11 protein-coding genes and 1 tRNA gene are annotated in these 13357 nt (G+C 46.1%); 6 read left to right on the top strand and 6 right to left on the bottom strand.

From position 1 onward, the window contains the following. Both ICE94_RS00470 and ICE94_RS00475 read right to left on the bottom strand, forming a co-directional pair. Positions 1-768 carry a polysaccharide deacetylase family protein gene (locus ICE94_RS00470; RefSeq protein ID WP_216147279.1) on the bottom strand — a complete coding sequence of 256 codons (768 nt, stop codon included), beginning with the start codon at positions 766-768 and terminating at the stop codon, positions 1-3. An 8-nt stretch (positions 769-776) separates the two neighbouring features. Then, positions 777-1751: a cytochrome D1 domain-containing protein gene (locus ICE94_RS00475; protein ID WP_216147282.1), complete on the bottom strand. Its 975-nt coding sequence runs from the start codon at positions 1749-1751 to the stop codon at positions 777-779. Positions 1752-1893: 142 nt separating this feature from the next. Between ICE94_RS00475 and ICE94_RS00480 the strand changes: the two genes are divergently transcribed. Both ICE94_RS00480 and ICE94_RS00485 read left to right on the top strand, forming a co-directional pair. Beyond that, positions 1894-2178, top strand: coding sequence for a DUF6516 family protein (locus tag ICE94_RS00480; RefSeq protein WP_216147285.1), 285 nt, complete (start codon positions 1894-1896; stop codon positions 2176-2178). Next, complete coding sequence (locus ICE94_RS00485) at positions 2175-2540, top strand: hypothetical protein (protein ID WP_216147288.1); 366 nt, start codon at positions 2175-2177, stop codon at positions 2538-2540. The genes ICE94_RS00480 and ICE94_RS00485 overlap by 4 nt, the downstream gene beginning before the upstream one ends. 15 nt (positions 2541-2555) lie before the next feature. Here ICE94_RS00485 and hrpA read toward each other — a convergent pair whose 3' ends face one another. Beyond that, entirely contained in the window at positions 2556-6440 is a 3885-nt protein-coding gene (gene hrpA / locus ICE94_RS00490) for an ATP-dependent RNA helicase HrpA (protein ID WP_370623761.1), read from the bottom strand. A 16-nt stretch (positions 6441-6456) separates the two neighbouring features. Between hrpA and argA the strand changes: the two genes are divergently transcribed. Beyond that, positions 6457-7806, top strand: coding sequence for an amino-acid N-acetyltransferase (gene argA / locus ICE94_RS00495; RefSeq protein ID WP_216147293.1), 1350 nt, complete (start codon positions 6457-6459; stop codon positions 7804-7806). 66 nt (positions 7807-7872) lie between these two features. Then, the gene (locus ICE94_RS00500) at positions 7873-8145 is read left to right on the top strand and encodes an oxidative damage protection protein (RefSeq protein ID WP_216147296.1); all 273 of its coding nucleotides are present in this window, start codon (positions 7873-7875) and stop codon (positions 8143-8145) included. A 66-nt stretch (positions 8146-8211) separates the two neighbouring features. Here ICE94_RS00500 and rpiA read toward each other — a convergent pair whose 3' ends face one another. Further along, entirely contained in the window at positions 8212-8901 is a 690-nt protein-coding gene (rpiA, locus tag ICE94_RS00505) for a ribose-5-phosphate isomerase RpiA (protein WP_216147299.1), read from the bottom strand. Between the two features lie 70 nt (positions 8902-8971). On the opposite strand from rpiA, the gene tal reads away from it, so the two are divergent. Continuing rightward, positions 8972-9916 carry a transaldolase gene (gene tal, locus ICE94_RS00510; protein ID WP_216147302.1) on the top strand — a complete coding sequence of 315 codons (945 nt, stop codon included), beginning with the start codon at positions 8972-8974 and terminating at the stop codon, positions 9914-9916. Between the two features lie 10 nt (positions 9917-9926). Here the strand turns inward: tal and rlmB are convergent, their stop codons facing one another. Both rlmB and rnr read right to left on the bottom strand, forming a co-directional pair. After that, positions 9927-10682, bottom strand: coding sequence for a 23S rRNA (guanosine(2251)-2'-O)-methyltransferase RlmB (gene rlmB, locus ICE94_RS00515; RefSeq protein ID WP_216147306.1), 756 nt, complete (start codon positions 10680-10682; stop codon positions 9927-9929). After that, positions 10679-13054: a ribonuclease R gene (rnr, locus tag ICE94_RS00520; RefSeq protein WP_216147309.1), complete on the bottom strand. Its 2376-nt coding sequence runs from the start codon at positions 13052-13054 to the stop codon at positions 10679-10681. The genes rlmB and rnr overlap by 4 nt, the downstream gene beginning before the upstream one ends. Positions 13055-13162: 108 nt before the next feature. On the opposite strand from rnr, the gene ICE94_RS00525 reads away from it, so the two are divergent. Beyond that, positions 13163-13247, top strand: a tRNA-Leu gene (locus ICE94_RS00525). Positions 13248-13357: the final 110 nt, after the last annotated feature.

Below are 13357 nucleotides of genomic sequence, written 5' to 3' on the forward strand. Positions count from 1 at the left end.
CTACATTATTCTAGAAATCTTTGGATGTTGCTGTTGAGGACTCAACAATTCAAAACAAAAACCTTTTTGTTTCAAACCCACAATGAGGGGCTCCAGAACAGCCGGTGCCCAGGGATCTTTTCTGGACCAAATACCGAGGTGGGCCATCAAAATGTCACCTTGGCGAATGTTCTTGAGCGCGCGCTCAAGTAGCCCATGATTGGGGTATTTATCTGAGGGCAACTCATCTCCTAAAAAACCGGCAGCGGACCATGCCACATGGGCAAAACCACACTGCAAACCCATTTGCAATAACTGTGGCGAGGTTTTGCCACCGGGCGCACGCCACATTGGGCTCACATTCTGCCCCGTCATTTTTTTGAAGCGTTCGTCGACCGCCTTAATATCACGACAGACCTGCTCTTGCGATACAAGCCGAACTTTGCCGGCGAACTCACCAAATTGCGACTTCACTCGAACTTGTGAACCAACATCGGATTGCCAATAGGTGTGATCGAAAGTGTGACTGGCAAAGACATGTCCTTCTTTTACTCGCTCACGCCAGTATGCTGCCCAGCTATCATCTAAAGAAAAGTCGCCTCGCGGAGTCTTTTCATTGGCTAAGAAAAAAGTAGCTTTGACTTGATGTTTTTTGAGAACCTCTGCAACATGGTCTGCTACAGCCATATTACCGGTGTCAAATGTTAAATAAATAGGCTTCTGACAGGTCCCAGAATGGGCCACAGTGGCATACGCAAAAAGAATGGCGGCCAGCGCTTGCTTAAGCATTCGTGCGACTACTCCCAAGGGGCGCTGGGATGAAAGAAGATACCGTGCGGGCTTTTTCCGACGGGAATGGTACTGATCAGCTTTCTGGACGCAATATCAATGATCCCGACCTTTTTACTAAAGCGAAAAGTGACCCACAACTCCTTACCATCAGCGGTGACATCCATACAGTCAGGTCCTGCTGGTAAACCTTTAATATCTCCAACTTTCTCCAACTTATCCATATCAAGAATACTGATCGTTGCATCAACACGATTGGTCAAAAAGATATGTTTTTTATCGCCTAGGGGTCGGAAGTTATGTGCACCCCGCCCTGTTTTAATTTCTTTAATGATTTTTTGCTGGCGCCAGTCAACGACCTGTACCGCATCAGACCCTGTTAAGCCAATGAGTAAATATTTTTCATTAGGGGTCATCCATACACCGGCTGGCATCTTACCAATAGGCATCTTCCATAAGGTTTCTTGTTTCGCTAAATCAATCGCAATGAGCTCATTAGAATCTTGTAATGTGATAAAGGTAATTTTGCTATCGAATGTAAAAGCAATATGGCTAGGGGTTTTAGCCGCCTTCACAATTTTCGCCAACTTTAATTCTTGGCCCTGTACAGAGTAAATATCGACACGATCTAAACGATTACCTGCGGCAACAAACCATTTCTTATCAGGTGAGTAACCAATATGGTAAGGATCAATAATATTTGGTACACGGCGTTGCATCGCCCCCGTGACTGGATCTAAATAAACAATATCATCACCCGCCGCGTTGGCCACTAGCACTGACTTCTGATCAGGCGTGATCATCAAATGATGAGGTTCTTTGCCTACATAGAAGGTCTTCGTAACCTGACGGCTTGACATATCAATCAGGCTGACCGTTGCCTCACCAGAATTTAAAACAATCGCGGTCTTTGCTTGGGTAGCAAAGACAGTCGTAGAAGTGAGAGCCAAAATCAGACAAAGGATGTGATGAGTCATTTTCATAAAAGTGCCAGTAATCATTAAGTCCTTGAAATTGTACGGCTTATTGTTAGCAAAACCTCAGTTTCCACAACAGGAATATTGATTTAGATCAGATATGTTGGCAATCTTGACAACAACCGCAGATGTTGGCACAATTGACAACATGAGCGCCACTCTAATCATGAAATTTAAAAACGTGAATCAAGATGGAAGCATCATAGAAATGGTAGTGTGGAAGGTGTCAAAATCAGTGGCTCCTAGTGAACATATGTATAAATATCGTTTGGTGTTCATTAAAGATGGGCTAAGAGTAATAGGATTTGATAACGAACGCGGTAAAGGCGATCACTACCATCTCCTAGATCAAGAATTTTCTTACTCATTTATCAACCTAGATACACTCATAGATGACTTTATAGCTTTAGTAAAAGAACGAGGTAAGCCATGAACCGAAAGCTACTCATTACTTTAGACTCAAATTGGGAACATAGCCTCAAACAGGCAGCCCGTATTGCTCAAAATGGCATGAAAAAAAATCGCTACCAAGGTGAGATTCTCAACTTCGTTAATGCACAAGACTTTTTTTCTAAGCTTAGTGAAAAAAAATGGCAAATTATTCACCAAATGATTAATAACAAGGTCTATGGGGTCAGGGAATTAGCTAGACAGATGCAGCGTGACGTCAAACGCGTGCACGAGGACTTAAAAGTTTTAGAAGAGCTAGGCATCATCGAAAAAAATGAGGATGGCTCTATTTTTTGTCCCTACACTGAAATTCATATTGACATGCATATTCAGCAGGCAGCCTGAATATCGTAGGGTAATCTACTGAATGGACTCGAGGACTTTTTGTAGGCGTTTGACTGAGATGGGTGTTGGTGTTCTCAACTCTTGAGCGTACAACGCCACTCTGAGCTCTTCTAACTGCCATCTAAACTCTAATAAACGTGGGTCCACTTGCCCCCCATAAGCTTTTTGTCCTTGTAGCTTTTTTTGCCAAGGCTGAAAGAGGCTTAACCAATCTTTTTGTAATTGAGCATCACGCACCAGATTATTACGTAGCTTATCTATGCGTATATTCATTCCCTTGAGATAGCGTGGTAAATGAACTAGAGATTCATAAGGGGTATTTATCAAGAATTGCGGGTAAATCAATCCTTGAAGTTGATGAGTCATATCAGCATGCGCATTCGGGGAAATCGCTTTAATCTGGCTTAGACGTTTTTGCACATCAGCATGCGCTTGTAATGACAATAAAACATGCTTAGCAATCTCCTGCGCAATCAGACCGAGCTTAGCGCGCCCTTGCATAGCACGCTCATTAAAACTGACCTGGTTCTTAGGCATCGGGTCTTGCATGCATGAACGCTCGATCGCCATGTTTAATATTTCTTGCGCCAATTGTTCAACAGAGCCGATTTGCATAAACAACAGGCCCATTTCTCGAGAACCAGCGAGCTGCTTTTGTAGTGCTTTGACAGAATCCTTCATCTGCAGTGCAAAAAGGCGGCGCAGGCCCTTAAAGTGCTCTACACGAGCGAGTTCAGGATCATCAAATACTTCTAAATCACAGTGAGACTGAGCATCTTTGAGAGCCGGATAACCATATAAGCGCTTTTGACCTTTTTTAATCTCCAATAACTCTGGTAGCTCGCCAAAAGACCACGTCGTGATCGGTTCAGAAACATCTAGACTTACCGTCTGCTCGCTAGTTACATGTACCGTATTCTGCGTTGGCTGGCTGACGACACCTTGTTCGGCCAGCCCCTGAAATTCTGCCCTAGCCTGCTGACTATATTGCGAACGTAATTGAGCTAAGTTTCGCTCTAACTCAATTTGCCGACCATATTCATCTACTAAGCGAAAGTTCATATGAGTGTAAGGTGGCAAATTTTCGGGTCTAAAGTCAGTACGCTGGACTTGAACTTGAGTTCTTTGACGAATATATTGAATCAATGCATCTAGAAAATCCCCCTGACCAAAGGTATTTTTATCAAGATGCTCATTTAAAAAATCCTTCGCAAATTGTGGCAAAGGAACACAATGTCGTCTGATTTTTTGCGGTAAGGACTTCAGCAATAGTTGGGATTTTTCTTCAGATAAACCCGGGACCAACCACTCACAGCGTCGCGCGTCCACCTGATTTAAAAATGCTAGCGGCACAATTAAAGTCACACCATCTTTCGGACTACCTGGCTCAAAGTGATAAGTCAGATCAAAGCGGTTACCCGACATTTCCAAACTCTTAGGGTAACGGTCAATAGTCACCCCAGCTGCTTCATGACGCATTAGGTCATCTTTACTCAAACGCAGTAGCTTTGTGCGATCTTTGTCTGTTCTTAACCAACTTTGTAGATCAACTCGGCCAAAAACATCATGCGGTATGTGCTGATCATAAAAGGCGTAAATCAATTCATCATGAACCAAGACATCCTGACGTCTTGAGCGATGCTCTAGCGCTTCGATTTCTTTTATCAGCTGTTTGTTATGCCAATAAAAACTAAATTCTGCACCTAGCTTTTTTTGTAAGTCTATGGCTTCTTGCTCAGGAAATAAATTCTGTTCTAACAAAGCTTGACGGATAAAAATTTCCCGAGCTAATGCTGGATCTCTCGGACCAAAGCGCACCTTACGACCATGATAAATACTCAAGCCATAGAGATTGCCTCGCTCATGAGCCATCACTTCGCCGTGCTTAGGATCCCAATAAGGCTCACTCCACTGCTTTTGTATACGGTGAGCTGCTACTTTCTCTATCCATTGAGGCTCAATTTTTGCAATCTTTCGCGCAAATAAACGACTCGTCTCCACCAACTCTGCTGCCAATAACCAATGGCCTGTTTTTTTACCTAAAGTTTGGCCAGGCCACAGATGCAGCTTGACACCTCGAGCGCCTTCAAAAGGAGCTATTGCTGCTTTATCCTCATCGGCACGCTTGAGCACATGCCCTAATAAACCACTGAGTAATGACAAATGAATTTGCTCATAGGTCGCAGGGGTTTGATTTTCCTTCCAGCCCATATCAGACAACAGTCTATGTAATTGGCCGTGGACATCACGCCATTCACGCATGCGCCGGGGTGAAATGAAGTGCGTCTTGCAAAGTTGCTCAAGCTGCCGATGACTCTGCTTGTGCTCCAATGCCTCTTGATACCAATCCCATAGTTTGACCTCACCCAAAAACTCAGACTTTTCATCGATAAAAAGTCGATGCGCACGATCAGCTTGCTCCTGACGATCCATGGGTCGATCCCTGGGATCCTGGCTAGAGAGTGCAGAGGCAATGATCAACACTTCACGTAAAGCCTGATGTTCCTTAGCGGCTAATAAAATCCGTCCCAAACGAGGATCCAAAGGCAGTCGGGCCAACTGTTTGCCCAAGGGCGTCAAAGCACCTTGACGAGGCCCCTGAGACTCCATAGCACCAAGCTCTTCTAGTAATTGCACCCCATCGGCGATGGCCTTACCTTGGGGTGGGTCAATGAAAGGGAAGTCTTGAATACGTGCGAGTTTTAAAGCTCGCATCCTCAAAATTACAGCGGCTAATGAACTGCGTAATATCTCGGGGTCTGTATAGGCAGCTCTTGCCTGAAAATCTGCCTCATCATACAGACGAATACAAATACCATCAGCGACTCGACCACAACGACCGGCACGTTGATTGGCGGCAGCTTGCGAGATGGGCTCTACTTGGAGTTGCTCTACTTTATTCCGATACGAATACCGCTTCACACGTGCTAGACCCGTATCAATCACGTAGCGAATACCCGGTACAGTCAAAGAGGTTTCAGCCACGTTCGTAGCCAAGACAATACGACGGCCCGAACCTAGGCGGAAAACTCGCTCTTGCTCAGCAATCGATTGACGAGCAAATAAACTCAAAATCTCAGCTTGATAGCGCTGATTCAAGATAGGATCTTTACGCAAAGCTTCTGCACAATCCCTGATTTCTCGCTCACCAGGTAAAAACACCAACACATCCCCCAAACCATGGGCGCCTGCTGACCATAGTTCATGAATCGCGGCCACAACGGCCTCAGGGATTTCTTGGGCTTCTTTTTTACCCGGTTCAAGCAAGGGACGATAACGAAGCTCCACTGGAAACAAACGACCACTCACCTCAATCACAGGCGCTGGCTGCCCCTGATGAGCAAAATGCTCACTGAAACGGCGTGCATCAATCGTCGCTGAGGTAATAATGACTTTGAGATCAGGGCGTCTTGGCAATAGCTGTTTGAGATAGCCAAGTAAGAAATCAATATTTAGACTGCGCTCATGAGCCTCATCAATAATCAGAGTGTCGTATTGTTTGAGTAATGGATCCTTTTGGGTTTCAGCCAAGAGGATACCGTCAGTCATCAATTTGATCGAAGCCGTCTGACTCGTTTGATCACTAAAACGAACTTGATAACCGACATCCTCACCCAAAGGACTACCTAACTCTTGCGCAATACGCTTTGCAGTGGCAGTTGCTGCAATACGGCGTGGTTGCGTATGGCCTATCAGGCAACCCGTGCCATTAGCACGCCCTCGACCCATGGTCAGACAAATCTTAGCTAATTGGGTGGTCTTTCCCGAGCCCGTTTCACCACAGACAATCACTACAGGATGCTCCCTCAATGCTTGGCTAATAGCCTCACGTTCTCGGCTAACGGGTAGATTTTCGGGAAAATCTATTTTTAAAAGTTTGGTATTTTTATCCGGTTGCACCCTATAATTTTCCACTATGCCAAACAATCCAGCTCAAAATAATTTTCCCTTTGTCGCCTGGCTACGCGATGTAGCCCCCTACATCCATAGTTTCCGAGGAAAAACCTTTGTGATTGGCTTTGCCGGAGAGTTGGTGCAAAAAGGCGGTCTTGAAGCCCTCATCCAAGATGTGGCCATGCTTCATGCCATGGGCATGCGTATTGTCTTGATTCACGGCTCACGCCCTCAGGTCCAAGAACAACTGGATTTACGTAAAGTTCCAAGTCACTATGGCACAGGTGCGATGAGTGGCTATCGTATTACTGACCCCGCAGCCCTCGAGTGTGCCAAAGAAGCCTCCGGGGAAATTCGTTTGGATATCGAAGCCGCATTTAGCCAAGGCTTACCGAATACCCCCATGGCCGGGTCTCGTATTTCTGTTATTTCGGGTAACTTCATCATTGCAAGACCCGTCGGCATCGTCGATGGTACTGACTTTATGCATACCGGTTTAGTACGTAAAGTAGATTCCGAATCCATCGCCCACTCTTTACTGAATAACAAGATCGTGCTGATGTCCCCCTTGGGCTTTTCGCCCACAGGGCAAGCCTTCAACTTAGCCTATGAAGATGTAGCTACAGCTACAGCGATTGCCCTACGTGCCGATAAGTTGATTTTCTTGACGGAATATAACGGTCTGTATGAACTAAATAACGATGGCCAAAAAGAACTCATCACCGAGTTGTCTTTACCGCAACTAGAACAACATATGCAGGCTTTAAAGCCTGAGGATGCCGATCTAAAAGTTCTACTACAACATACTAATCGTGCCATTAAGGCAGGTGTGGGTCGCGTTCACCTACTGCCCCACGATCGCGATGGTGCACTTTTAGAAGAACTCTTCACCCATGATGGAATCAGCACCATGATTGCTGCTTCGGATATTGAGCACCTGCGTGAAGCCACCCTCGATGATGTCGGCGGCATCTTGCAACTCATAGAACCCCTGGAGGAAGAAGGTATCTTAGTCGCACGTGGTCGCGATGTGATTGAACGTGACATCATGCACTTCTCAGTCATCGAGCACGACCGAGTACTGTTCGGTTGTGCCGCCCTATTCCCTTATCCAAATGGCATTGGCGAGCTCTCCTGCTTGGCAGTTGACCCAGAGTCGCAAGGAGCCGGTGACGGTGAGCGCCTCTTAAAACGTATTGAAGCACGCGCGAAATCAAGTGGCTTAAAGAAAATTTTCGTACTCACAACTCGTACCGAACACTGGTTCTTAAAACGTGGCTTTGTCAGAGCCAGCGTAGACGATCTCCCAGAAGAGCGTCAGGCACTCTATAACTGGGAACGCAAGTCAATGGTCCTCATGAAAACACTCTGAGCCTTCATCAGCAAGCACTTATAGAACTTAATACAATACACACGTCAATGATTTAAAGGAAACAGCATGGCACGCATGATTCAATGTATCAAATTGAAAAAAGAAGCAGTGGGCCTAGATTTTGCCCCCTTACCAGGCGAGCTCGGTAAGCGTATTTGGAATGAAGTTTCGAAAGAGGCATGGGCTGGCTGGATTAAGCACCAAACGATGCTAATCAATGAGAATCGCCTCAATATGGCTGATGCTCGTGCGCGCCAATACCTACTCAAGCAGGTAGAAAAGTATTTCTACGGTGACGGCGCTGATGTGGCAGCCGGTTATGTGCCTGAAAACAAGTAATTCATTTGAAGTTTCATAAAAACGCCCGAACCCATCGGGCGTTTTTATTTATGTGAACCATTGAACTCAGTAGGCAACTTTTTGTACGCCCGCATGGGTGCTGACCAAAAGTAGGTCTGCCTTACGCCTAGCGAATAAGCCATTAGCAATCACACCCGGTAATTGATTAATTTGCGACTCCAAAGTCACAGGGTTGGCGATCGTAAGATGGCTTGCATCCAAGATCCAGCCCTGGTTATCAGTCACAAAAACCCCACCACCCTCTTTTTTCTGCCGAAGGCTGACTGTTGCGCCCAAGCTCTCTAACTCGCGTTTGACTTGCTCACTGGCCATCGGCAAAACTTCGACGGGTAAAGGAAACTGACCAAGTACTTGGACCTGTTTAGAGGCATCACAAATACAAATAAATTTTGTTGCCAATTGTGCGACGATCTTTTCTCGTGTCAAGGCACCACCGCCACCCTTGAGCATATGCCCTTGCGGATCAATTTCATCAGCCCCATCAACATAAATGGGTATCTCTTTGACTTGATTGCAATCCAAGATTTGAAAACCATGCGCTTTAAGGCGTGCGGTACTCGCCTCAGAACTAGAAACCGCTCCCCTGAAGTGTTTCGCATGAGGCGCAATTGCATCAATAAATAAATTAGCAGTCGAGCCCGTACCCACACCTAAAACAGAGCCAGGGGCCAGTTGCATAACTTCCTGTGCCGCAGCATTTGCCACCATCGCTTTTAACTGGTCTTGCGTATACATGAAGGCCGCCCCTTTAAATAGAATCTGCTACATTCTTATTGATGAATATCTAGCATTCTAAAATAAACCTATGAGCTCACTTCTAGACCAATTAAAAAAATATACAACCGTGGTTGCTGATACAGGCGACTTCGAAAAAATGAAGGCATTTCAACCTCAAGATGCCACCACCAACCCATCCTTAATACTCAAGGCTGCACAACTGCCTCAATATCAAAATCTGATCTCCCAGGTAAAAAAAGAGCACTCTTTAGCCCAACTATCTGAGCTGATTGACGCCCTACTGGTAGAGTTTGGCTATGAAATTTTGCGCATTGTGCCAGGACGCGTATCCACAGAAGTCGATGCACGCCTGTCTTTTGACTCAGCGGCAACTATAGAAAAAGCACGCTCGATTATTGCGCTCTACGAGAAAAAAGGGATTTCTCGCTCTCGGGTTTTGATCAAAATAGCATCCACCTGGGAAGGCATACAGGCTGCCCGCAGCCTACAAGCAGAAGGAATCGCTTGCAATATGACCCTCTTGTTTAACCTGAGTCAGGCGATCGCTTGTGCCGACGCAAAAGCACAACTTATCTCTCCGTTTGTGGGCCGCATCACTGACTGGCACAAGAAAAACAACCCCAACTGGCAAGACAATATGAGTGGTACTGCAATGGATCCCGGTGTTCAATCTGTGAAAAGCATTTATCAGTACTACAAGAAGTTTGGCATCAGCACTGAAGTGATGGGGGCTAGCTTCAGAAATATCGGGCAAATTCAAGAGCTATCGGGCTGCGATCTTTTAACTATCAGCCCAGAGTTACTGGCAAAACTCCAAGAGACTCAAGGAGATCTCAGTCCAAGTTTGACCGTAGCTGAGGCTCAATCTTGCTCTTTAGAAGAAATCAAGCTCAATGAAGCAGACTTTCGCTATGCTCTGAATGCCGATGCCATGGCCAACGACAAGCTCAGCGAAGGTATCCGCTTATTTTGTGCCGATATCGTCAAACTTGAGGATTTACTCAACAACTAATGCCCTAGGCTTAGCTCTTTTTTAGTCGCTGCCTTCTGGCCTCATATAAACAGACGCCGCTAGCAACTGAAACATTGAGACTTTCAACGCCCCCCATCATGGGGATGCTAACTAATTGATCGCATGTTTCCTTAGTCAAGCGGCGCATTCCCTCTCCTTCTGCACCCATGACTAAGGCTACAGGGCCCGTTAAATCGACATCATAAAGAGAGTGTGTGGTTTGATCATCTGTACCAATGAGCCAAACTCCAGCATCTTGAAGTTCACGCATGGCGCGCGCTAAATTGGTTACAGCAATCAGAGGCATCGTTTCTGCAGCACCACTCGCCACCTTACTCACAGTCGCATTGAGGTGAGCAGAGCGATCTTTGGGAACAATCACAGCATCAACACCCGCGCCATCAGCAACTCTTAAACAGGCTCCCAAATTATGCGGATCAGTGACACCATCAAGAATCAATAGCAAAGCAGGACCTGTAAGCGTATCTATCAATTCAGCTAAGGTTTGTATCTTGGCGCTGGGTTCGACAAAAGCCACCACACCTTGATGGCGATCGCTCCCCGCCAATACTCTTAAACGTTCGGTATCGGCTTGGTGTAAACGACGCCCTAGAGGTCCCTCAGCCGTTTTTAAAAAGTCCTGCATACGACGATCCCGCCGTGCTGGATCAACATAAACAGTCTTAATCGATTCAGGATCCTGGCGTAGTCGCGCTATGACAGCATGAAAACCTAAGAGCATTTGTTGTTTACTGCTATCTTTCATGAACGACGTCCCCGTTTAGCGCCTGTATCGTGCCCTCTTGATTTAGCATTACTTGCTTTTTTGGGCTTTTTACCAGCCTTAGCCGCAGCTGTTTTTTTCGCTCCCCTCATCGCATTTGAAGATGCTAATTCAGCACTAGATTTGGGAAGTTTTTTACTGACTGATTTCTTGGTCGACGGCTTGGCTTGTCGTGATCCATGACGCTCTTTCTCGAACACACGACTAGTCGCATAAGGATTGTTGCGCTCTTGATTGGGCTTGACCAGGGTAAATTCAATACGTCTTGCATCTAAATCCACTCGACTGACCTGAACGTGTACACGGTCCGTTAAACGATAGCGAATGCCTGTACGTTCACCTCTGAGCTCTTGTCGCGCCTCATCGTATTGGAAGTAATCACCCCCTAGTTCACTAATATGGATCATCCCCTCGACAAATAAGCTCTCTAACTGCACAAAGAGTCCGAAGGTAGCAACGCCAGTAATCGTGCCCGCATATTCTTGGCCTAGGTGATCGCGCATGTAATAACACTTCAACCATGCCTCGACATCACGAGAGGCCTCATCTGCGCGCCTTTCGTTCGAAGAACAGTGCACTCCTAACTGAGCCCAGGCAGCTACGGCAGCACCCGCCTCACGTTTTGCTTTAGAAGACTTAGCCGATGTAGTCTTTTGTTCGTCTTGAGTCTTTTTGGCATTAGCGGCATTCACTCGTCCTGGGCCACTCTTAGGCATGGCTAGATTCAGAACAACTTCCTGTGGAATACTCGGGACGTAGTTTTTCTTCTGCAATATCGCTTTAATCGCTCGATGCACCAAAAGATCAGGGTAACGCCGAATCGGACTTGTAAAATGAGCATAGGCCGCATAAGACAGCCCAAAATGTCCTAGGTTTTCGGGTTGATAAACCGCTTGCTGCATCGAACGTAAGACGACGGACTGCAACATGCTGGCATCAGGTCGGGGTTTAATCTCAAGAATTAACTTAGCAAAATCTTTGGGTTTGGGTTTTTCACCACCACCCAGCGTTAAGCCTGCGGTTCTCAATACTTGGCGCAAGGTCATCAGTTTTTCAACGGATGGCTCCGCATGCACTCTAAATAAAGCTAAATGTTGATTTCTTTCTAAAAAGTCAGCTGCGCAGACGTTAGCTGCCAACATACATTCTTCAATCAAGCGATGAGCGTCATTACGAATTCTAGGTTCAATACGCTCTATCTTTCCTAAATCATTACTAATAATCTGGGTCTCAGTCGTCTCAAAATCAATCGCACCACGCTTATCACGCGCCGTCTTGAGAACTTTAAATAAAGCATACAGACGATCCAAGTGAATTTTTAAGTGCTTAAAGCGCGCCGCTTCAGGTCCGTTAGAGTTACTTAGAATTTCCCAAACTGTGTTGTAGGTAAAACGTTGGGCCGAGTGCATCACCGCAGGGTAAAACTGATAAGCCTTCACCTCACCCGTTTGATCAATGACTGCATCGCAAACCATACACAGACGATCGACCTCAGGCTTGAGTGAGCAAAGCCCATTGGAAATCTTCTCGGGCAACATGGGGATGACACGTCGGGGAAAATAAACAGACGTGGCCCGGGTGATAGCATCAGCATCGAGAGGATGCCCGGGCTTGACGTAATGAGACACGTCAGCAATCGCCACAATTAGACGCCAGGCCTTGGCCTTACCATACTGAATCGGTTCACAATAGACCGCATCATCAAAGTCGCGCGCATCTTCACCGTCAATGGTTACCAAAGGTACATCACGCAAATCTACCCGTCCCTCAAGGTCTTCTTCACGAATCTCATTCGGTAAGGCGGCAGCCTCTTTCTCAGTCGCTTTGGAAAATTCATGTGGGACGCCATATTTACGGACAGCTATCTCAATTTCCATGCCTGGATCATCGATTTCACCTAATACTTCAACGACCCGACCTACCGCCTGACGATAACTGTCGGGGTAATCAATAATCTCTACAGATACAACTTGTCCTAAACGTGCATTAGCTTGACCACGCGGTGGGATCAAAATATCGTGGCCAATTCGCTTATCTTCAGGCGCACAAATCAATACCCCATTTTCATTGAGCAATCGGCCAATCACAAATTGATTAGCATGGGTCAGAACTTCGAGAATTTGACCTTCTGGGCGACCACGACGGTCTACACCAGAAATCTTGATAGAGACACGATCGTTATGCATCACGCGCGACATCTCGCGTTCATTTAAGAAAATATCTTCACCACCATCATCGGGAATCACAAAGCCAAAACCATCACGATGACCTTGTACGGTACCAATCTTTTCTGGAACTTTCCGGGATTTTGCTTCGGTCAGAGATAGCGTGGTTTTTGTCGTTTTTCTAGTCATGCCTGATTGTCTAATAAGTATATGAAATCTGCCATCTTTTCAGATGACTATACCTGATTCATCAGTAAATCAGATACAATTTCTGCATAGTAAGCCTCTGGGCTTCATGCCCAGGTGGCGGAATTGGTAGACGCACATGGTTCAGGTCCATGCGCCGCAAGGTGTGGGGGTTCGAGTCCCTTCCTGGGCACCACTATTGATCAATCAAGCTTTGACAACACGTGGTCCGGTAAGCTTTTCTGTGTGAAGACTTGGTCAACGGATCAGTAACAATGCGTACATAAAAAATAGCGCCCTTGAGCG

This window comes from Polynucleobacter sp. MWH-Loch1C5, from assembly GCF_018881775.1.
In the GTDB taxonomy this organism is placed as follows: Bacteria; Pseudomonadota; Gammaproteobacteria; order Burkholderiales; family Burkholderiaceae; genus Polynucleobacter.